Source organism: Actinokineospora cianjurensis, assembly GCF_003663795.1.
In the GTDB taxonomy this organism is placed as follows: Bacteria; Actinomycetota; Actinomycetes; order Mycobacteriales; family Pseudonocardiaceae; genus Actinokineospora; species Actinokineospora terrae.
Window position 1 is genome coordinate 372,278 of the sequence record NZ_RCDD01000002.1, and the last position, 23,779, is coordinate 396,056.

The 23,779-nt window shown below is 71.9% G+C and carries 4 protein-coding genes; all 4 read right to left on the reverse strand.

Annotated features, from left to right (window positions below):
• From CLV68_RS16395 to CLV68_RS16410, 4 genes are read right to left on the reverse strand one after another with little or no spacing between them, the layout of a single operon-like run.
• Positions 1-13,131 carry a non-ribosomal peptide synthetase gene (locus CLV68_RS16395; RefSeq protein WP_121391650.1) on the reverse strand — a complete coding sequence of 4,377 codons (13,131 nt, stop codon included), beginning with the start codon at positions 13,129-13,131 and terminating at the stop codon, positions 1-3.
• Positions 13,128-22,451: a non-ribosomal peptide synthetase gene (locus CLV68_RS16400; RefSeq protein ID WP_121391653.1), complete on the reverse strand. Its 9,324-nt coding sequence runs from the start codon at positions 22,449-22,451 to the stop codon at positions 13,128-13,130. The genes CLV68_RS16395 and CLV68_RS16400 overlap by 4 nt, the downstream gene beginning before the upstream one ends.
• Positions 22,452-22,491: 40 nt before the next feature.
• Positions 22,492-22,704: an MbtH family protein gene (locus CLV68_RS16405; RefSeq protein WP_121391656.1), complete on the reverse strand. Its 213-nt coding sequence runs from the start codon at positions 22,702-22,704 to the stop codon at positions 22,492-22,494.
• A gap of 34 nt (positions 22,705-22,738) precedes the next feature.
• Positions 22,739-23,776 carry a PLP-dependent cysteine synthase family protein gene (locus CLV68_RS16410; protein ID WP_121391659.1) on the reverse strand — a complete coding sequence of 346 codons (1,038 nt, stop codon included), beginning with the start codon at positions 23,774-23,776 and terminating at the stop codon, positions 22,739-22,741.
• Positions 23,777-23,779: the final 3 nt, after the last annotated feature.

Sequence of the window (23,779 nt, forward strand, 5' to 3'; positions counted from 1 at the left end):
TCATGTCCGCACCTGCTCCGGGGCAGGTGCGCCGAGGTGGGGCCGGAGCACCGCGGCGATCGCCGCGAGGGGGGCTGGGTCGGTCATTCGCAGGTGTCCGGTGGCGATCTCGTGGGTGTGGAGCGCGCCGGTGAGGTGTGGGAGCCAGCGGTTGAGGGGTGGGCCTTGGGGGTGGTTCTCGGCGGCGATGAACAGGTGTAGGTCGCCGTTGAAGCGGGATGGGGTGAAGGTGTCCATGAGGTGGGCGTGGTTGGTGGCGGCGGTGGCCAGGGCGGTGACCTCGGCGGGGGTGAGCATGGCGAGGACCGGGTTGGCGCGGCGGGCCTCGGTCGGGAGGTCGTAGGGGGTGGTGGGCCAGGTGTAGTCGGTGGGGGGTTCGCCGATGAGGATGGCGAGGGTTTCGTCCGGGGTGATGGGGGTGGTGGGGCCTGGGGGGACGGGGTAGGCGTCCAGGGCGGCTAGGAGGGCGACTTCTTCGCCAGCGGCTTGGAGGTGGGTGGCCATGGCGTGGGCTACCAGGCCGCCGAAGGACCAGCCGAGGAGGTGGTAGGGGCCGTGGGGTTGGACGGTGCGGATGGCGCGGAGGTAGCGGTCGGCGATCTCGTCGACGGAGCCGGGCAGGCCGGGTTCGGTGGGGACGGAGGTCTGGAGGCCGTAGAGCGGGCTGTCGACGTGCCGCAGCAGGCCCGAGTACGACCAGCTGATGCCCGTGGCGGGGTGCACGCAGAACAGCGGCGCGCCCACTCCCCCGGTCCGCAGCGGCAGCAGCACACCCAAGCCGCCGTCGAGGCCGGACGCGTCGTCCCGCTCGGCGCACAGGGCGGCGACGGTGGGGCGGCGGAACACCGTGCGGACGGTCAGCGGCATGTCCAGCACCTGCCTGGCCCGGCTGACGAGCCGGGTGGCGAGCAGCGAGTGGCCGCCCAGTTCGAAGAAGTTGTCGTCCACACCGACGCCATCGACCCCGATCACCTCCTCGAACAGTCCACACAGGACTGACTCGCGCGGGGTGCGGGCGGCACGACCCACCGACACCCGGCTCACGTCCGGGGCGGGCAGCGCGGCGCGATCGAGCTTGCCGTTGGTGGTGACCGGCAACGCGGCGAGCGGGACGTAGGCGGAAGGCAGCATGTAGTCCGGCAGTTGGGCCACCGCGGCTTCCCGCAACTCGGCCTCCGAGGCATCACCGACCACGTAAGCCACCAAACGCGGCTCCCCCGGGCGGTCCTCGCGCACCACCACGGCAACCTGGGCGACCTCGGCACCCGCGCCGAGCACCCGCTCCACCTCGCCGAGTTCGATCCGGAACCCGCGCAGCTTCACCTGGTCGTCGACCCGACCGAGGAACTCGACATGGCCGGAAGCGGTCCAGCGAGCCCGGTCGCCCGTGCGGTACATCCGGTTCCCGTGCGCGTCGGCGACGAACCGGCTCGCGGTCAGGCCGGGGCTGCCGAGGTACCCGCGCGCCAACTGGACGCCCGCCAGGTACAGCTCACCCGGCGCTCCCGGCGGGACCGGTCGGAGCGCGTCGTCGAGCACGTGGGCCCGCAGGTTGGGCAGCGGTCGACCGATCGACGGCGTGGCGCCCTGGACCCGGTGAGCGAACGCGTCGACCGTGCACTCTGTTGGACCGTAGAGGTTGTACGTCGCCGTACCGGCCGAGGCCAAGTCCTGCCACAGGGCCGGGGGCACCGCCTCGCCGCCGAGGACCAGTAGCGGCAACCCGGTGTCGAGGAGACCGGCGGCGATGAGGTGCGTGGCGAACGACGGCGTCACGTCCAGCAGGTCGATCCGGTGTCGTCGCACGTAGTCGACGACCGCGTCGGCATCGCGGCGGACCTCGTCGGTCAGCAGGTGCAGCTCACCGCCCTGCGCCAACCGGAGCGGACCTTCCAGCCAGCTGTCGAACGAGGCGGGCGCGGTGACCGCCACCCGCACCGGCGCGCCACCGGTGTCGACCAGCGCGTCACCCTGCTGGGTCGCCATCAGGTTCGCCAACGCGCGGTGACTGACGACCACACCCTTGGGCGTGCCAGTCGATCCGGAGGTGTAGATGACGTACGCGGCACTGTCGGGATTCACGTCCACATCGGACACGAGGGTTCCGTCGAGAGTGGGCATCGGATCGGTGAGCACTACTACCGGTGCCGTCTCCCGCAACACGTGCTCGCGGCGAGCAGCGGGCAGGTCCGGATCGATCGGCAGGAACACCGCTCCTGCCTTGAAGACCGCGAGCAAGGCGATCACCAGGTCGGCCGAGCGCGGCAACATCACCGCGACCACCCGCTCAGGTCCCGCGCCGTGGTCCACCAGGTAACGAGCCAACTGACCAGCCCGTGCGTCGAGTTCGGCGTAGGTGTACTTGTCATCGCCGCAGACCACGGCCAACCGGTCCGGCGTGCGCCGGGCCTGGGCCGCGAAAGCGGTGGTGAAGGTGGTCTCCGACATGGCGGATACCGGGCCATTCCACGTGTCCAGGAGGTCACGCTCGGCGGCTGTGGTGATCTCCAGTCGGCTCAGCGGGACGGCCGGGTCCGTGAGCAGTTGGCCCAGCAGCAGGGTGAACCGGTCGAGCAGACCGACCACGCTCTCCCGGTCGAACAGCTCCGTCGCGTACTCCAGGCCGCCCAGGATGCCCGCGGGCGTCCCGTCCGGCGCGGTGGTCTCCACGAAGGTGAACGACAGGTCGAACTTCGCCACCCGGACCGGCACCGCGATCGGTTCGGCGTCGACCCCGGCGAACCGCACGACCCCGTCGCCGCTGGTGTTCTGCAGCGCCACCATGGTCTGGAACAGCGGCTGCCTCGCCGTGGACCGGACCGGGTTGATCGCCTCCACCAACCGCTCGAACGGGACGTCCTGGTGTGAGTAGGCGACCAGGTCGGCGGTCCGGACGCGCCCCAGCAGCTCGGCGAAGGTGGGGTCGCCGGAGGTGTCGGTGCGCAGGACGAGGGTGTTGACGAAGAAGCCGACCAGGTCGTCGAGGGCGTCGTCGGTGCGGCCCGCGATCGGCGTACCGAGCGGGATGTCGGTGCCCGCGCCGAGCGCGGTCAGCAGGACCGCGACCGCGGCTTGCAAGACCATGAACGGCGTGGCGCCTTGGGCCCTGGCGAGTGCGATGAGTGCGGCGTGGGTGCCCGCGTCGAGGTCGATGTCGACCAGGTCACCGGCCGCCGAGGCCACGGCGGGGCGCGGCCGGTCGGTGGGCAGCGCGATCTCCTCCGGCAGCCCGGCCAGGGTCTCGCGCCAGAAGGTGAGCTGGCGGGCCAGTGTGCTGTCCTCGGTCTCTTCGCCGAGCAGCTTGTCTTGCCAGAGCGTGTAGTCCCCGTACTGGACCGACAATGGCGTCCACTGTGGAGCTTCGCCTGCTTTTCGGGCGGCGTAGGCGTCGGCGAGGTCGCGGGTCAGCGGGGTGAGCGACCACCCGTCGGAGGCGATGTGGTGCACGGCGAGGACGAACACGTGCTCGTCCGGCCGCACGGTGATCAGCGTTGCCCGCACCGGCGGGCCGTCGGCGAGCCGGAACGGGTGTTCGGCGGCGGCGAGCACGAGCCGCTCGACCTCGTCGGGGGTAGCGGTGATCAGATCCAGATCGGCGGGCAGCGGGGGGAGGACCTGTTGCCAGGGGACGCCGTCAGCCACCGGGTACACCGTGCGGAGCACCTCGTGCCGGTCGAGCAGGTCGCCGAGCGCGGCCCGCAGAGCGTCCACGTCGACCGGGCCTGCCAGGCGCAGCGCGAGCCAGGAGTTGTAGGTGGCGCCCGCGCCTTCGAGCTCGGTGAGGAACCACAGCCTGCGCTGGGCGTAGGAGAGCGGGAGTCGCTCGGGTCGTTCCTGGACCGTCAGTGCGGGTCGGGCGCCGGTGAGCGGGTCGAGCCTGTGGTCCACGCCCGCGACGGTCGGGTCGGCGAACAGGTCGCGGATGCCGAGTTCGGCGCCGAGGACCGTCCTGATGCGACTGATCAGGCGGGTGGCCAGCAGCGAGTGGCCGCCCAGGGCGAAGAAGTCGTCGTCGATGCCCACCGATGTCAGGCCGAGGACTTCGGCGAACAGACCGGCGAGGATCTGCTCGCGCGGGGTGTCGGCCGTCCGGCCTGCGGGGTCGGCGGCGTACTCGGGGGCGGGTAGTGCGCGGCGGTCGAGCTTTCCGTTGGTGGTTAACGGAAGCGCGTCGAGCACGACGAACGCGGCAGGCACCATGTACTCGGGCAGCACGGCGGCCGCCTTGGCGCGTAACGTGTCCACGCTGATGTCGCCGACCAGGTATGCCACCAGCCGCTGGTCACCGGGCCGGTCCTCGCGGGCGATGACGGCCACCTGCTCGACACCGGGGCCTGCCGCGAGCACCTTCTCGACCTCCCCCGGCTCGATCCGGAAGCCGCGGATCTTGACCTGGTCGTCGGCACGGCCCAGGTACTCCAGGACACCGGCCGGGGTCCACCTGGCGATGTCACCGGTGCGGTACATGCGGCCACCGAAGGGGCAGGCGACGAACCGGGTCGCGGTCAGCTCGGGACGGCCCAGGTAGCCGCGGGCGAGCTGGATGCCGCCGATGTACAGCTCGCCGCGCACCCCGGGCGGCACCGGACGCAGGTCGTCGTCGAGCAGGTAGAGCGTGCTGCCCCGCCCGGGCAGGCCGATCGGGACCGGCCCGGGAGCGAGGTCGACGCCGGGCTCGACGCGGTACTCGGCGCACCCGACCGTCGCCTCGGTCGGACCGTACTCGTTGATCACGGTGGCCCCCGGGTTGCGGCGTCGCCACTCGCGGAGCTGATCGCCGGTCAACGCCTCACCCCCGAGCACCAACTCCCCCGACGGCGACCATTCCCCCGGCCCGGCGAGCAGCACCGCCAGGTGACTGGGCGTCGCCTTGAGGAACGTCGTGGACACCCGCCCCGGCACGGTCCCCGCGTCGAGGTCGGCGAGCCGGACCCGCCCCCCGCTGATCAGCGGCCCGAGCAACCCCGTGACCGACAGGTCGAACGACGACGACGAGTGCATCAACGCCGACCCGGTGAGCCCCGGGTAGTGCTCCACGGACCACCTCAGGTACCGGGTCACACTGTCGTGCTGCACGGCGACGCCCTTGGGCTTCCCGGTGGACCCGGAGGTGTGAATGACATACGCCAACGCGCTCGAGTGCAGCGGTATCCCCAGGTCATCACCCGATCGCTCAACCACATCCGGCTCGTCGAGCACCAGGATCGGATAGTCCGGCACGACGATGTTCCCCACCGTCAGGACCGCTACCGGCCGGGTACCGTCGAGGATCTGGCGAACGCGGGTCTCGGGGTAGGCCGGGTCGATGGGCACGTAGGCGGCACCGGACTTGAGTACGGCGAGGATCGCTGTCAGGGACTCCGGTACCCGGGGCAGGAGCAGGGCCACGAATCGCTCCGGACCCGCGCCGAGGGCTAGTAGGCGGCGGGCCAGGCGGTTGGCCGCGGTGTTGAGGTCACGGTAGGTGAGTTCCGTCCCCGCGTGTTCGACAGCGATGGCGTTCGGGGTGGTGGCGGCGTGGTGTTCGAAGAGTTCGTGCACTCCGGCGTGTGGGAGGGTGCAGAGGGGTTCGCCGGTTCCCTTGATCAGGCGCCGCCGCTCTTGTGGGGTGATGACGTCCAGGTCCCGTAGGCGGATGGTCGGGTCGAGGCTCACCTGCGCCAGGATCCGGATGAGGCGGGCGAGGACGGATTCCACAGTGGAGCTGTCGAAGAGGTCGGTCGCGTATTCGACGCCGCCCGCCAGGCCCGCGGGCGCACCATCGGCATGAGTCTCGGCGAAGGCGAAGGACAGGTCGAACTTGGCCGCCGCCGAGCGGACCGACATCGGCGTCACCGTGAGATCGCCCTCGACGGTGACGGCGCGTTCGTCGCGGTTCTGCAAGGTCAGCGACGTCTGGAACAGCGGGTGCCTGCTGCTCGACCGCTCCGGGTTGAGCACCTCGACCAGCCGCTCGAACGGGACGTCCTGGTGGGCGAACGCCGCCAGGTCGGTTTCCCGGACCCGCCCGAGCAGCGAAGCGAAGGTGGGGTCGCCTGACGTGTCGGTGCGCAGCACCAGTGTGTTGAGGAAGACCCCGATCAGCTCGTTCAGCGCCTCGTCGCCGCGCCCGGCCACCGGGGTGCCGAAGGCGATGTCAGTGCCCGCGCCGAGCTTGGTGTAGAGCGCTGCCAGAGCGGCTTGCAGGACCATGAACAGCGTGGTGCCGTTCGCCCTGGCCAGTCGCAGCAGTCCGGCGTGCAGGTCGGCGTCGACCGCGATCGGGATGACCTCGCCCCGGTGGGAGGCGATCGGCGGACGCGGACGGTCGGTGGGCAGGACGAGTTCAGCAGGCAGTGCGGCCAGACGCGTGCGCCAGTAGGCGAGTTGGACGGCAGCTGGACTGTCCGGGTCGTCCTCGGTGCCGAGCAGGTCGCGCAGCCAGAGCGTGTAGTCGGCGTACTGCACCGGCAACGGAGTCCACTGTGGAGCATTATCGGCGGCGCGAGCGGAATACGCGGTGCCGAGGTCACGGGCGAGCGGGCCGAGCGACCAGCCGTCGCAGGCGATGTGGTGGATCACCAGCAGCAGGACGTGCTCCTGCTCGGCGACGGTGAACAGCGTGGCCAGCACTGGCGGCTCGACTGCCAGGTCGAACGCGTACTCGGCGGCCTCGGCGAGGTCGTCCGCGAGCCGGTCGGGACGCGTCGAGCGGGTGTCGAGCCGCAGACCCAGGTCGGTGACGTGCTGCCACGGCTCGCCGTCCGCGGCGGGCAGCACGGTCCGCAGGCTCTCGTGCCGCGCGGCGATGTCGTCCAGCGCCATAGCCAACGCACCGACATCGAGCGGACCGGTCATCCGCAACGCGACGGTGACGTTGTAAACCGACCGTCTGCCCTCCCAACCCTCCAGGAACCACAGGCGGCGCTGCGCCGGAGACAACGGCAACCGCTCCGGGCGCGCAGCGGGACGCAAGGCGGGCCGTGGTGCAGCATCCAAGCGCCCCACCAGCCCCGCGACCGTCGGCGCGGTGAACAAGTCCCGGATGCCCAACTCGGCACCCAGAACCGTCCGAACGCGACTGATCAACCGGGTGGCCAGCAACGAGTGCCCACCCAGGTCGAAGAATCCGTCGTCGACCCCGACCGACGACACGCCAAGCACCTCGGCGAACAGTCCACACAGGATCTCTTCCTGCGCGGTCCTCGGCGCTCCCGCGACCGACACCGGCAGCTCCGGCGCAGGCAGTGCCTGCCGGTCCAGCTTGCCGTTCCCATTGCGCGGCAACGACTCCAGCCACACCACCGCGGACGGCAGAACGTACTCCGGCAGCGTCTCGGCCAGCGCACCCAGCACCCGAGCCGTGTCGCCATCGCCGGTCAGGTACGCGACGAGCCGCTTGTCCCCCGGCCGGTCCTCCCTGATCACCGCCGCGGCCTGCTCGACCCCCGCGACAGCAGTGGCCGCGCGCTCCACCTCACCCAACTCGATCCGGAACCCGCGCAGCTTCACCTGCCCGTCGACCCGACCGAGGAACTCCATCACCCCTGCCGAACGCCACCGGGCCAAGTCGCCCGTCCGATACATCCGACCGCCGAACGGGCAAGCCACGAACCGGGACGCCGTAGTCCCCGGACGCCCGATGTAGCCACGAGCGACGTGATCACCGGAGACGTACAACTCCCCCACGCCGCCAACCGGAACCGGCCGCAGGTCAGCGTCGAGCAGGTACATCGCGGTGCCATCCATCGGCTTGCCGAGCGACAACGCCCCCACCAATGGCCTACCAGGGCCGAACACCTCGTAGCTGCAGAACACCGTGGTCTCGGTCGGCCCGTAGACGTGCACGACAGTGAGCCCAGGGCACTGGTCGAGCACCCGGCGCAGCACGGTGGGCGACAGCACGTCACCGCCGGTCCACACCACGTCCAGTGCCCGCAGAGCGGCGATCTCGTGCTCGGCCATCGCCGCGAACAGCGCCGTGGTCATGTATGTCGCGTCGACCGCTCCCGCGCTCGACACGGCCGCCAGCACGTCGGTGTCGATCCGCCCCTCGGGCACCACGACCACCCGGCCGCCCTGCGCCAGCGGGACCCAGATCTCGTAGACGGAGGCGTCGAACGCGGGCACCGAGTACGACAAGATCCGCTGCGGACCGCGCCCATAAGCCGAGTCGCGCACGAGCGACGCCACATTGTGGTGGGTCACCCCGACACCCTTGGGGCGCCCGGTCGACCCGGAGGTGAACATGACGTACAGCAGTGCGTCCGGGTCAACCACGATGTCCAAGGCAGGCTCGGACCCGGCCGCGTCGCTGGCAACGACCACCGGCAGCGCCATGTCCTGGCCTCGCGACGGCCGGTCGACCAGCAGCACGACCGGCTCGGTGTCGGCCACGATCGACCGGACCCGCTCCAGCGGGTAGCTCTCGACCAGCGGCACGTACACCGCCCCGAGCCGAGCCAGCGCGACCACGGCCGCCACGGCGTCGACCGAACGGTCCATCAGCACCGCCACCGCGTCACCCGGGCGCACCCCGTGCCACCGCAACAGCCCCGCGATCCGGGCCGACTGGTCCGCCAACTCCGCGTACGACAGCCGGGAATCACCGCACTCCACCGCGACGGCGTCCGGTGTGGACGCGACCTGCCTGCCGAACAACTCGCCGACCGACAGCCTCGGCGCAGGGATCGCGAGCACGTCGTTGTACGCGGTGACCAAGGCGTGTCGTTCGGCCGCGGCCAGCACGTCCAGCTCGCTGAGCCGGGCGGACGGGTTCGCCACGACCAGCCCCAGCAAGCGCCGAACCCGCTGGGCGAGGGTTTCGACGGTCTCCCGGTCGTAGAGGTCGGTGGCGTACTCGATGGTGCAGGCCAGCCCGTCGGCGGACTCGGCGAACGCGAAGGTCAGGTCGAACTTCGCGACCCGGGTGGTCACCTGGCGCCCGGCGGCGGGCAGGCCCGCGAACTCGGCCGGTCCGGCGCCGGAGGTGGCGTTCTGCACGGTGAGCATCACCTGGAACAGCGGGTGCCTGGCGGGTGAGCGGCGCGGGTTCAGCTCCTCCACCAGTCGCTCGAACGGGACGTCCTGGTGGGCGAACGCGGCCAGGTCGGTCTCGCGGACCCGGGTGAGCAGGTCGGCGAAGGTCGGGTCGCCCGCCGTGTCGGTGCGCAGCACGAGGGTGTTGACGAAGAAGCCGACCAGGTCGTCGAGGGACTCGTCGGTGCGGCCCGCGACCACGGTGCCGAGCACGACGTCGGTGCCCGCGCCCAGCTTGGTGCACACGGTGGCGAGGGCGGCCTGCAAGACCATGAACAGCGTGACGCCGTGCGAGCTGGCCAGTCGCAGCACGGACTCGCGCAGGTCCGCGTCCACGGTGAAGGGCAGGATCTCGCCCGCGTGCGAGGCGACGGCGGGCCGGGGCCGGTCGGTCGGCAGGGTCACCTCGGCGGGGGCGCCCGCCAGCGACTTCGCCCAGAAGCCGAGCTGGCGGGTGAGCAGGCTGTCCGGGTCGGCGTCGGTGCCGAGCAGGTCCTGTTGCCAGAGCGTGTAGTCGACGTACTGCACGGGCAATTCGGTCCACTGTGGAGCTTGGCCGGTGGTCCGGGCGGTGTAGGCGGTGGCGAGGTCGTCGAGCAGCGGGCCCAGCGACCAACCGTCCGCGGCGATGTGGTGCGCCACGACCGACAGCGCGTGGTCGTCCGGCCCCAGGACGTGCAGCGTGGTGCGCAGGGAGGTCTCGGTGGCGAGGTCGAACGGCAGCGCGGCGTCGGCCTCGATGGCGGCGTCGAGGTCGGCGAGGTCGGTGTGCACGACGCGCAGCGCGTCACCCTCGGGCAAGACCAGTTGGCAGGGAACGCCGTCGTGCGTGGGGAAGATCGTGCGCAGCGTCTCGTGCCGGTGCACGACGTCGGCCAGGGCGGCGGCGAGCGCGTCGTGGTCGAGCGGCCCGGTGAGCCGCAGAGTCACCGGCACGGTGTAGGTGGCGTTGACGCCTTCCAGTTCGCCGAGGAACCACAGCCGCTGTTGGGCGTGTGACAGCGGCGGGCGCTCCGGCCGGTCGTACCGGCGGGGCGCGGGGCGGGTGTCGGCGGCGGCCCGCAGACGTTCCCCCAGACCCGCGACGGTCGGGGCCTGGAACAGGTCGCGGATCGTCAGCTCCGCGCCCAGGACAGTCCGAACGCGACTGATCAACCGGGTGGCCAGCAGCGAGTGCCCGCCCAGGTCGAAGAACCCGTCGTCAACGCCGACCTCGGGCAGGCCCAAGACCTCGGCGAAGAGTCCACACAGGATCTGCTCCTGCGGCGAGCGGGCAGCACGACCCCGGACCTGCTCGTAGTCCGGGGCGGGCAGCGCCGAGCGGTCGAGTTTGCCGGTGAAGCTGAACGGCAGCGACTCCAGCCGCACGAACGCCACCGGCAGCATGTAGTCGGGCAGCGTCGCGGACAGGCCCCGGCGCAACGCGTCGGGCTCGGCGGTGCCGGTCAGGTAGGCCACCAACCGCCGGTCGCCCGGCCGGTCCTCGCGCACGACCACCACGGAGTGGCCCGCGTCGGGCAGCAGGTCCAGCGCGTGCTCGATCTCCGCGAGTTCGATGCGGAACCCGCGCAGCTTCACCTGCCCGTCGACCCGGCCGACGAACTCCAACACCCCACCGGGACGCCACCGCACCAGGTCACCCGTGCGGTACATGCGCTCGCCCGGCACACCGAACGGGCACGCGACGAACCGCGACGCGCTGAGCCCCGGCAAACCCACGTAACCACGGGACACCTGCGTCCCGAAGATGTAGAGCTCCCCTGTGCCGCCGGTCGGGACGGGCCGCAGGTTCTCGTCCAGCACGTACTCGTGCGCACCCGGCAACGGCCGCCCCAGCGGCACGGCGGACGGCAGCGGTCGCGGCAACAGTCCGTGGATGCTGAACACGGTCGTCTCAGTAGGACCATAGGCGTGCATCAGCCGCAGGTCGGGGCACTCCTGGAACACCTTGTCGACCGCGGCGCGGGACAGGATGTCGCCACCGGTGGACACCTCACGCAGCAGGCCGAGCGCGTCGATCTCGGTGTCGACCATGGCGGCGAACAGTGCCGTGGTCATGAACACCGCGGTGACGCCCTGGGCCTTGATCACCCCGGCGAGCACGTCCGAGTCGACGGGGCCATCGGGCACCACGACGACCTCGTTGCCCGCGAACCAGGGCGCCCAGGTCTCGAACACCGTGCCGTCGAACGAGGGCACGGAATAGCAGAGCACCCGCGCGTGGGTCTCGTTGCGCCAGTACGACGACGCGGCGTAGGCGGCGACGTTGGCGTGGCTGACCGCGACCCCCTTGGGCTTGCCGGTCGACCCGCTGGTGAACATCACGTACGCCAGCGCGTCCGGCTCGCCAACGACTCCGGGGTTCTCGGCGGGGTAGGTGTCGAGGTCGGCGGGCAAGTCCGTGAGCACGAGCACCGGCGCCGTCGTGGCCAGCAGGTGGTCGCGGCGGGCTTCCGGCAGGTCGCGGGCGAGCGGGACGTAGGCGCCGCCGGTCTTGGCCACCGCGATCGTGGCGATCAGCGCCTCCGGTGAGCGCGGCAGCGACAGCGCGACGAACTTCTCCGGCTCGACACCGCGGTCGATGAGCCACGCGGCGAGCCGGTTGGCCGTGGCGTTGACCTCGGCGTAGGTGAGCCGCCGGTCGCCGCACGAGATGGCGACGGCATCGGGGGTCCGCGCGACCTGCTCCTCGAACAGCGTGCCGAGGCAGCCGCGCGCGGGCACGGGATCGATGCCCGTGGTGTCGTTGAACTCCGTGGTCTGGAGCCGGAACTCCTCGGGCGCGTGCACGTCGAGCCGGTCGAGCGGCCGAGTCGGGTCCTCGGCCACCGCGGCGAGCAGCCGGACGAACTGGTCGAGCAGCGTGGTCACCGTGATCCGGTCGAACAGGTCGACGGCGTACTCGACGGCGCCGTGCAGTCCGGCAGGCGCGCCGGTGGCGTCGAAGTCCTCGGTGATGGCGATGACCAGGTCGAACTTGGCGGCGTCGAGGGCGACCGGCAGCTCGGTCAGCACCAGGCCGGGGAACCCGGCGTCGCCCCTGGCGTTGTTCTGGATCGAGAGCATCGTCTGGAACAGCGGGTGCCGCGCGGTGCCGCGGCTGGGGTTGAGCAGCTCCACGAGCCGCTCGAACGGCACGTCCTGGTTGCCGAACGCGGCGAGGTCGTCCTCCCGGACCCGGCGCAGCAGCTCGGCGAAGGTCGGGTTGCCCGAGGTGTCGGTGCGCAGCACGACGGTGGTGACGAAGAACCCCACCAGGTCGTCGAGCGCGTCGTCGGTCCGCCCGGCCAGCGCGGTGCCGAACGGGATGTCGGTCCCCGCGCCGAGCTTGGTGTACAGCACGGCCAGTGCCGCCTGCACCACCATGAACAGCGTGGCGCCGTGCGCGGAGGCCAGGTCGCGCAGCGCGCTGTGCAGCGTGGCGTCGAGCCGGGTGGAGACGACCTCGCCGCGGTACGAGGCGACGGCGGGGCGGGACCGGTCCCAGGGCAGGGTGATCTCGTCCGGCAGGTCGACGAGCCGGTGGCGCCAGTAGTCGAGCTGGGCGGAGAGCAGGCTGTCCGGGTCGTCCTCGGTGCCGAGCAGGTCGCGCTGCCAGAGCGTGTAGTCGGCGTACTGGACCGGCAGCTCGTCCCAGCCGGGCGCCGTGCCGTCGAGGCGGGCGGTGTAGGCGACGCCGAGGTCGCGCATCAGCGGGGCCAGCGACCAGCCGTCGCAGGCGATGTGGTGCGCGGCGACCACCAGCACGTGCTCGTCGGGGGCAACAGCCAGCAGCGACACCCGGACCGGTGGCTCGACTGACAGGTCGAACCGGTGGGCACGGGTCGCGGCGAGGGCAGCGTCGAGGCCGCCATCGGGGACCTCGACCAGGTGCGGGGTGATGCCCGCGTCGGCCACGGGGAGGACCCGTTGGCAGGGGACGCCGTTCTCGGCCGGGAACACGGTGCGCACGGCCTCGTGCCGACCGACGACATCCGTGACCGCCTGGGTGAGCGCGGCGCGGTCGAGGGAGCCGGTCATCCGGTGGGCGACGACCACGGTGTAGGTGGAGCTGGGGCCCTCCAGCTCGTTGAGGAACCAGAGCCGCTGCTGGGCGAACGACAAGGGGATCATGACAACCCATTCGTGGTCGGGGTCAGCGAGGTCATCAGGGATTCAGGACCGGCCGAGCGGCGGCGCAGGGCGGGACGGGCCTTGCGCAGCCCGCCGAGCAGCGGGACCAGCCCGGCGACGGTGGGGTTGCCGAACACCTCGCGGATGCCCAGCTCCACGCCCAGCTCCGTGCGCACCCGGCTGACCAGCCTGGTCGCCAGCAGCGAGTGCCCACCCAGGTGGAAGAAGTGGCCGTCGACCGACACCGACGGCAGCCCGAGCACCTCGGCGAAGAGTCCACACAGGACCTTCTCCTGCGGCGTCTCCGGCGCGCGGCCACCGGTGTCCACGCGGACCGGCTCGGGCAGCGCCTTGCGGTCGAGTTTCCCGTTGGGGGTCATCGGCAGCGCGTCGAGCACGACGAACGCGGCGGGCACCAGGTAGTCCGGCAGCCGGTCCGCCACGACCGCCCGCACCCGGTCGACGTCCAGCGGACCGTCGGGTACCAGGTAGGCCACCAGGCGCTTGTCCCCCGGCGTGTCCTGCCGGACGACGACCGCCACCCGCGCCACCCCGGGCAGTCCGCCGATCACGTGCTCGACCTCGGCGGGCTCGACCCGGAAGCCGCGGATCTTGACCTGGTCGTCGACCCGGCCGAGGAACTCCAGCAGGCCCGCCGCCGTCCAGCGCACCAGGTCGCCGGTGCGGTACATCCGCTCCCCCGCGGCGCCGAACGGGCAGGCCACGAACCGACCCGCGGTGAGCGCGGGCTGCGCGGCGTAGCCACGGGCCAGACCTCGTCCCGCCATGTACAGCTCACCGGCCACGCCTGGCGCCACCGGCCGCAGGTGCTCGTCGAGGACGAACGTGGTCTTGTTCGCGATCGGCTTGCCGACCGGGATCGTGGCCGCCTCGGTGTCCTCGGGGCGCACGGTGTGGCAGACGGTGAAGATCGTGTTCTCCAGCGGGCTGTACCCGTTGACGATCCGCAGCCGCGGGTACTCGGCCCGCGCCCTGGCCACGTGCGCCACCGACAGCGGCTCGCCGCCGGTCATCACCTGGTGCAGGTCGGCGTAGACGCCCGGGTACTCGTCGAGCAGGAAGTTGAACAGGCTCGACGACAGGTAGGCGGTGGTGATGCCCTTGTCGCGCAACAGGTCCCGCACCGCGGTCGGGTCAGTCCGCTCCCCGGGCAGCAGCACGCAGGTGCGGCCGTGGAACAGGGCGCCGAACAGCTCCAGCGCGAAGGCGTCCCACGGGACCGGGGAGCACTGGAGGAAGACCTCGCCGGGACCGAAGTCGATGAAGTCCTGGTTCACCAGCGTGGACACCAGCGCCCGGTGCGGGGTCATCACCCCCTTGGGGGTGCCGGTCGAGCCGGACGTGAACATCACGCACGCCAGCCCCGCCGGGTCCACCGGCACGGACGGGCCATCGCCCCCGACGTCCGGGGCGGTGGCGACGTCCACCAGGCGGGTACCCGGATCGGCCAGTCGCTCGCCGAGCCCGGCCCGGGTGAGCACCACCGCGGAGCCGACCCCGCGCAGGACCGACCGCAGCCGCTCCACGGGGTGTTCGAGGTCGAGCAGCGTGTACGCCCCGCCTGCCTTGAGCACCGCGAGCAGCGCGACGATCAGGTCGACGCCGCGTTCGAGGTAGACCCCGACCACTGCGTCCGGCCCCACACCCAGGTCCACCAGGTGGCGGGCGAGCCGGTCGGCGCGGGCGTCGAGGCCGCCGTAGGTCACCTGGTCGGTGCCCGAGACGATGGCGACCGCGTCCGGTGTCGCCGCGGCCTGCTGCTCGAAGCGGCCGGTGACGGTCGTGTCGGGGACCTCGACGGCGGTGTCGTTCCAGGCCCGCACGACCAGGTCGCGCTCGGTGTCCGACAGCACCTCCAGCGCGGACAGCGGCGAAAGCGGGCGGGCGGCGGCGGCGGCCAGCAGCCGGACGAACCGCTCGACCAGCGTCCGCACGGTCCGCCGGGCGAACCGGTCGTCGCCGTATTCGACGGCCAGCGAGATCCCGGCGGGCAGGCCGTCGTCGGTGTGCCGCTCGGTCGCGGCGACGGTCAGGTCGAACTTGGCCCCGCCCATCCCGCCGAAATCGGCCACGACGACCAGTCCGGGCAGGTCAGGGGCGACGTCGCCGGTGCTCTGCAGGGTGAGCATGGTCTGGAACAGCGGGTGGCGGGCGCTGGAGCGGTCGGGGTTGAGCACCTCGACCAGCCGCTCGAACGGCACGTCCTGGTGGGCGAGCGCGGCCAGGTCGGTGTCGCGGACCCGGCGCAGCAGTTCGGCGAAGGTCGGGTCGCCCGCGGTGTCGGCGCGCAGGACCAGGGTGTTGACGAAGAACCCGACCAGGTCGTCGAGGGACTCGTCACCCCGGGCCGCGACCGGCGATCCGAGGGGGATGTCGGTGCCCGCACCCAGTGCCGTGTAGAGGGCGGCGAGTGCGGACTGGAGGACCATGAACACCGTCGCGTGCTCGGCCCTGGCGAGGACCGCGAGGCCGCGGTGCAGGTCGGCGTCGAGCGCGGCGGTGACGACCCCGCCGGTGTGGCTGGGGACCACGGGCCGGGGTCGGGTGTCGGGCAGGTCCAGTTCGACGGGCAGGTCGGCGAGGGCGCGGGTCCAGAACTCGGTCTGCGCGGCGAGCGAGCCGTCGTCGAGCAGCCCGCGTTGCCAGAGCGTGTAATCGGCGTACTGGACGGGCAGGTCAGGCCACTGTGGACTCTCGCCTGCGAGCCGTGCGGCGTAGGCCACGCCCAGGTCGCGGGTCAGCGGGGCGAGGGAGGAACCGTCGCAGGCGATGTGGTGCAGGACGAGCAGCAGCACATGCTGGTCGGGGGCGGTGGCGTAGAGGCCGAACCGCAGTGGGGCCTCGGTGGCGAGGTCGAACTCGTGGTGGGCGTACTCGGCCACGAGTCCGGCGATCCGCGACTCCGGTACCTCGGCCACGGTCAGAGCGGTCGTGGGACGGTCGAGGACCCGCTGGTAGGGCACGCCGTCCACGGCCGGGAAGACCGTGCGCAGCGGCTCGTGTCGGCCGATGACGTCGGCGAACGCGAGCGCGAGGGCGTCGCGATCGACCTCGCCGGTCAACCGCAGCGCGAGCGGGATGTTGTAGGCCGCTCCCGCGCCACCCACCGCCGCGGCGAACCAGAGCCGTTGCTGCGCATAGGACAGCGGCAGCCGGTCTGGTCGTGGCACGGGTCGCGGGCCGGGGCGGTGTTCGCTCTCTCGCAGCCGTTCGAGCAGGCCCGCGACGGTCGGGGTGAGGAACAGGTCGCGCAGGGCCAGGTCGGCGCCCAGGACCGTCCGAACGCGACTGACCAGGCGGGTGGCCAGCAGGGAATGGCCGCCGAGGGCGAAGAAGTCGTCGCGCACGCCGACTGATGCCACGCCCAGGACCTCGGCGAACAGGCCGCAGAGGGCCACCGCGCGTGGTGATCGGGCTGGGGTGTCGCTCGCCTCGTGCCGTGGCGCGGGCAGTGCCTGCCGGTCGAGTTTGCCGTTTCCGGTGCGTGGCAGCGATTCCAGCACCACGAACGCGGACGGGAGCGTGTACTCGGGCAGGGTCGCGGCGAGCCCGCGACGTAGGGCGGCCGGGTCGGCGTGCCCGGTGACGTAGGCGACCAGGCGCTTGTCCCCCGGCCGGTCCTCCCGCACGACCACCGCGACCTGCCCGACCCCGGGCAGCGCGGCGATGGCGTGCTCGACCTCGCCCAGTTCGATGCGGAAGCCGCGGACCTTCACCAGGCTGTCGGCCCGGCCGACGAACTCCAGCACCCCCTCGGCCCGCCACCGCGCGAGGTCACCCGTGCGGTACATCCGGCCGCCGAACGGGCACGCGACGAACCGTGTCGCCGTGACCCCGGGCTGACCCAGGTACCCGCGAGCCAAGTGGGTCCCCGCGACGTACAGCTCGCCGGTGCCGCCGACCGGGACCGGCTGGAGGTCGGCGTCGAGCAGGTACATGGCGGTGCCGTCCATCGGCGTGCCCAGCGACAACGCGCCGGTCAGCGGCTTGCCAGGGCCGAAGGTCTCGTGGCTGCAGAACACCGTGGTCTCGGTGGGGCCGTAGACGTGCACGACCGAGGTGTCCGGGCAGTGGTCGAGCACCTTGGCCGCGGCGGCGCGGGAGAGGATGTCGCCGCCGGTCCACACCACCGACAGCGCGGCCAGCGCGTCGAGTTCCGCGTCGGCCATGGCCGAGAACAGGGCAGTGGTCATGTACGCCGCCGACACCGCGCCGGAGCGGATCACCCGGGCCAGGACCTGGGTGTCGACCGGGCCGTCGGGCACCACGACCACGCGGCCGCCCGAGCACAGCGGTACCCACGTCTCGAACACGGCGGCGTCGAACGCCGACACCGAGTAGGACAGGACCCGGTCGTACGAACCGGACCACGCGCTGTCGCGGACGAAGTCGGCCACGTTGGCGTGGGTCACCGCGACACCCTTAGGCCGACCGGTGGACCCTGAGGTGAACATGACGTAGAGCAGTGACTCCGGCGACGGCTCAGGTGGCGAGACCTCTACAACGGCCTCGGCGACCGAGAGCACGGGCGCCCCGAGGTCCCGCACATTCGACGCCGTGATGTCGTCGGCCACCAGCACCACCGGTCGGGTGTCGGCCACGATCGACCGGACGCGTTCCAGCGGGTAGTGCTCGGTCAGCGGCACGTAGACCGCGCCGAGGCGGGCGAGCGCCACGACCACCGCGACGGCGTCGATCGAGCGGGCCATCAGCACCGCGACCGCGTCGCCGGGCCGGACCCCGTTGCCGCACAACAGGCCCACGATCTGGCCGGACCGTTCCTCCAGCTCGCGGTAGGTGATCTCGCGGTCGCCACAGCTCACGGCGATCGCGCTGGGTGTGGCGATGGCCTGCCGGGCGAACAACCCGGCCACGGTCGCCGGGGCGGGCGCGGGCGGCACGGCGTTGTAGGCGTGGACGAGCGCGGCCCGCTCGTCACCATCAAACACGTCCACAGTGGATAGTCGCACCAAGGGATCAGCACACACCGCGACCAGGACTCGGATCACTCGGGCGGCCAGGGATTCCACAGTGGACCGATCGAACAGGTCGACCGCGTACTCGACGTCGACGCCGAGGCCCTCTGGGCTGCCGTCGGCCGCACGGCGTTCGGTGAAGGCGAAGGTCAGGTCGAACTTGGCGGCGCCCGCCGCCCGCGAGTCGAGGGTCGCCGCCAGCCCGGGGAACTCGACGTCGGCGGCACCCTGGACGGTGATCATGGTCTGGAACAGCGGGTGCCGAGCCGCCGTGCGGACCGGGTTGACCGCCTCCACGACCTGCTCGAACGGCACGTCCTGGTGGGCGAGGGCGGCGAGGTCGGTCTCGCGGACCCGGTCGAGCAGCTCGGTGAAGGTGGGGTCGCCGGAGGTGTCGGTGCGCAGGAGGACCGTCGTGACGAAGAAGCCGACCAGGTCGTCGAGCGCCTCATCGGAGCGACCGGCCACGGCGGCGCCGAGCGGGATGTCGGTGCCCGCGCCGAGTTTCGTGTAGACGGTGGCCAACGCGGCCTGGAGCACCATGAACACGGTCACGCCGCTGCGCCGGGCCAGGTCGGCCACCGCGCGGTGCAGGTCGCCGTCGAGGGTCAGCGGCAGCACCTCACCGGCGTGCGAGGCGATCGACGGGCGTGGCCGGTCGAACGGGAGGGGCAACTCCTCCGGCAGGTCAGCGAGCGTCTCCGTCCAGTACGCGAGTTGCTCGGCGCCGATCCGGTCCAGCAGTTCGCGTTGCCAGAGCGTGTAGTCGGCGTACTGCACGGGCAGGGCCTGGCGAGGCGGGCCGTCGCTGGTGCGGGTGCTGTAGGCGGCGGCGAGGTCGGTGAGCAGCGGGGTGAGCGACCAGCCATCGGCGGCGATGTGGTGCAGCACCAGCAGCAGGACGTGCTCGTCGGGCGCGAGGGTGTAGAGCCAGGCCCGGATCGGTGGCGCGGTGGCGAGGTCGAACGAGTGCCTGGCCGCGTGGTCGAGCAGGGTCTCCAGCTGGTCGGGTTCGGCATCGACGCAGGTCAGGCCGATGTCGGCGTGATCGAGGACACGCTGGACGGGCGTGCCGTCCACGGCGGGGAACACCGTGCGCAGGGTCTCGTGGCGTACGGTCAGGTCGACCAGGGCACCTTCCAGCGCGGTGCGGTCGAGCGGGCCGGTGAGCCGTAGCGCGAGGGGGATGTTGTAGGTGGCCCCGGCGCCTTCGAGCTGGTGGTGGAACCACAGCCGGTGCTGTGCGGGGGAAAGCGGCATCGGGTCGGGGCGCTCGGCCGGTCGCGGCGGTTGCCGGTCGGCCTCCCGCAGCCGTCCAGCCAGACCGGCGACGGTGGGCGCGGCGAACAGGTCGCGGATGCCCAACTCGGCGCCGAGGACCGTCCGAACGCGACTGATCAACCGGGTGGCCAGCAGCGAGTGGCCGCCCAGGTCGAAGAACCCGTCGTCGACCCCGACCGACGACACGCCCAGCACCTCGGCGAAGAGTCCGCAGAGGATCTCCTCGGTGCCGGTTCGGGGCGCTCGGCTGGTGGCGGCGGTGTCCGGTGCGGGCAGGGCGGCGCGGTCGAGCTTGCCGTTGGTGTTGCGCGGCAACGACTCCAGCATGACGAACGCCGAGGGCACCATGTAGCCGGGCACGGCGTCGGCCACGGCTCGGCGCAGGGCAGTGGGATCGGCGGTGCCGGTCACGTAGGCCACCAGGCGCTTGTCGCCCGGCCGGTCCTCCCTGACGATCACCGCGGCCTGGTCGACCTCGGGCACGGCGGTCAGCGCGCGCTCGACCTCGCCCAGTTCGATCCGGAACCCGCGCAGCTTCACCTGCCCGTCGACACGCCCGACGAACTCCAGTACTCCTTCGGCCCGCCACCGCGCGAGGTCACCCGTGCGGTACATCCGGCCACCGGACGGGCACGCCACGAACCTCGCCGACGTGATCCCAGGCTGACCCAGGTAGCCCCGGGCCACGTGCGACCCGGCGACGTACAGCTCGCCGAGCCCGCCGACGGGAACCGGCTGGAGGTCGGCGTCGAGCAGGTACATGGCGGTGCCGTCCATCGGAACACCGAGCGAGAGCCGGTCGACGTCGGTGTCCCGGAAGGACTCGTGGCTGCAGAAGACCGTGGTCTCGGTGGGGCCGTAGACGTGGACGACGGTCGTGTCCGGGCACTGCCGGAGGACCCGGCGCAGCGCCTCGCGGGACAGCACGTCGCCGCCGGTCCACACCACGTCCAGGCCCGCCAGCGCCTCGACCTCGTCCTGCGCCATGGCAGCGAACAGCGCGGTGGTCATGTACGCCGCCGTCACCGCGCCGGAGCTGATCACGCCCGCGAGCACGTCGGTGTCGACCCGGCCGTCCGGGACCACGACCACCGAACCGCCCGCGCACAGCGGCACCCAGGTCTCGTAGACCGAGGCGTCGAACGCCTGCACCGAGTAGCACAGCACCCGCTCATGACCACGGCTCCACGCGTGGTCACGGACCAAGGCCACCACGTTCGCCCTGGTCACGGCCACGCCCTTGGGCACACCGGTGGAGCCGGAGGTGAACATGGCGTAGGCCAGCGCGTCAGGCCCGACGGCGATGTCCAGGTCGGCGGCCGAGTACCCGGCGAGCACCGACGACGCGGGTTCGGCGTCGAGCAGCAGCACCGGGTCCACCACGGCGAGGACGGCGGCGGCGCGGGCAGCGGGTTGGGCGCGGTCGATCGGCACGTAGGCCGCGCCGGACTTCGCCACCGCGAGCATGGCGACCACGGCGGCGGCCGAACGCGGGATGGCCAGGCCCACGAACCGCTCCGGCCCGGCACCCTGGGCGCGCAGGTGTCGCGCCCAGCGGTTGGCCTTGGCGTTGACCTCGGCGTAGGTCAGGACTTCCGCGCCGCAGCGGATGGCCACCGCGTCCGGCGTCACGGCGGCTCTGGCCTCGAACAGGCCGGTGAGCGAGCCGGACGCGGCGGCGGGGGTGTCGTTGTAGGCGACCGTCAGGGCGCGGCGTTCCGGCTGGTCGAGGACGTCGATCCGGGAAAGCGCGCGGCCGGGATCGGCGGAGACCTGGTCGAGCACCCGCAGGTACCGCTGGGCCAGCAGTTCCGCGGTCGGCCGGTCGAACAGGTCGGTCGCGTACTCCAGGGCCAGGCGCAGCCCGTCGGGGTGCTCGGTCAGCTCGAACTGCAGGTCGAACTTGGCGGTGCCGCCGGAGCGCACGTCGACCCGCACGTCGAGCCCGGCGAACCCGCGCTCCGCCTCGGCGTTGTTCTGCAGCGCGAACAGGGTCTGGAACAGCGGGTGCCTGCTGCTCGACCGCTCCGGGTTGAGCACCTCGACCAGCCGCTCGAACGGGACGTCCTGGTTGGCGAACGCGGCGAGGTCGGTCTCGCGGACCCGGTCGAGCAGTTCGGTGAAGGTCGGGTCACCCGAGGTGTCCGTGCGCAGGACGACCGTGTTGACGAAGAACCCGACCAGGTCTTCCAGGGCCTCGTCGGTCCGGCCCGCGATGGGTGAGCCGAACGGCAAGTCCGTCCCCGCGCCGAGCTTGGTGTAGAGCACGGCCAGCGCCGCGCGCAGCACCATGAACAGCGATGCGCCCCTGGTCTTGGCGAGGCCGGTCAACGCGGTTGTGGTCGCCGGGGTGACCGTGGCGTGGATGATGTCGCCCTCGGCGCAGGCCGTCGCGGGTCGAGGGCGGTCCAGCGGCAGGTCCAGTTCCTCCGGGATGCCCGCGAGCTGGTCGGACCAGTAGGCGAGCTGGGTGGCGGCGACGCTGTCCGGGTCGTCCTGGGCGCCGAGCAGGTCGTGCTGCCAGAGCGTGTAGTCCTGGTAGGTGACGGGCAGCTCGGGCCAGGCCGGTGCCGAGCCGGTGAGCCGCGCGGAGTACGCCTCGCCGAGGTCGCGCACCAGCGGGGCCAGGGACCAGCCGTCGAAGGCGATGTGGTGCAGGACGAGCAGCAACACGTGGTGCGGCTCGTCGGAGGGTACGGCGAACAGGGTCGCCCGAAGCGGGATCTCCGTGGCCAGGTCGAATGTCAGCCGTGCGGTGTCGACGACCCGCTGCTCGTACTCGGCCGCCGTCACCTCCACAGTGGACAGTTCGAGGTCGGGCGCGGCCAGCACGTGCTGCCTGGGCACGCCGTCGGGGGCCGGGTACACGGTCCGCAGCACCTCGTGCCGGTCCACCACGTCGACCAGCGCGCCCGCCAGCGCGACCCGGTCCAGCGCGCCGCCCAGCCGCACGGTCACCGCGACCGTGTAGGCCGAGCCGCCCCCTCCTCCCAACTCGTCCAGGAACCACAAGCGCGCCTGCGCGAACGACAACGGAACCACGGAGATCCACCCCTTATCCACTGGTGCGTTCGGGTATGCGTCAGTCGCCCATCGCGGCGATGAGGGAGGCCGGGCGCATGTCGGTCCAGTTGCGCTCCACGTAGTCCAGGCAGGCTTGCCGGGTGTCGCGCTCGTGCACCACCGTCCAGCCCGTGGGGACGTCGACCGCCTCCGGCCACAGCGAGTGCTGGTTCTCCGCGTTCACCAGCACCAGGAACACGCCGTCCTCGTTGTCGAACGGGTTGCTGCTCATCGGGAACACTCCTCAATCGGTCGGGTACTCGGATCTAGCGGTGGGTGGACAGCTCGCGGCGGCCCCAGGGCAGGTGGGACCAGTGCTCGTCGAGGTCGGTCGGGTCGGTGACGGCCCTCGGCGCGGCGGGGGCGATCACGTCGGCGAGACCGTTGGCGCGCAACCAGGTCTCGTTGTAGACGTTGTCGAGGTAGCGGTAGCCGTCGTCGGGCATGAGGGCGACGGTGACCGCGTCCGGCTCCTGGGCGGCGTGCCAGCGGGCGGCCAGGAACGACGCGCCGCTGGTCGGGCCCGCGAAGATGCCGTGCGTGGCGTACAGCTCGCGGGTGGCGTGGAAGGCCGCGCCCGCGCCGACCCAGTGCACGTCGTCGTAGGCGGTGTGCCGCACGTTCGCGGCGTGGATGCTGCTGCCGAGACCACGCAGCAACCGGGGGCCGTTGCGGTCACCGAAGATCACACTGCCCGGGGTGTCCACACCGGACAACCGGGTGTCGTGGCCCGCGAGTCGCAGCGCGGTGGCGAGGCCGCCGGTCGACCCGCCCGAACCCACCGGACCGACGAGGCGGTCGATCGGGCCGATGGTGTCGGCGAGCAGGTCGGCGACGATGTCGTAGGCGGCCGGGTTGTCCGGGTTGTCGTACTGGCCGGGCACGTAGCTGCCGGGGTTGCGCGCGCTGAGCTCCCGCACCCGCTCCAGCCGGGCGCCCTGGATGCCGCCGGGGGCGTCGAAGTCGTCGACGATCTCCACCCGGGCACCCAGCAACTCCAGCCGGGTGCGCAGGTTGGCGTCGATGGCCGGGTCGCCGACCACCACCAGCGGGTGCCCGTGGCGGCGGCACACCAGCGCCAGGCCGAGGCCGAAGGTGCCAGACGAGGTCTCGATCACCATGCCGCCTGGGGCGAGCAGGCCGTCGCGGCGGGCGCGGTCGATGATGAAGCGCGCGGGCAGCAGCTTCATCAGGGTGAACGACGCCGCGTAGAAGTTGGTGCCCAGTTCGATGATCCTGGGCAACTCGGTGGCCTCGACGATCGAGGGGAACGCCTTGGTCTGGGCAATCGTGGTCACGGTCATGTC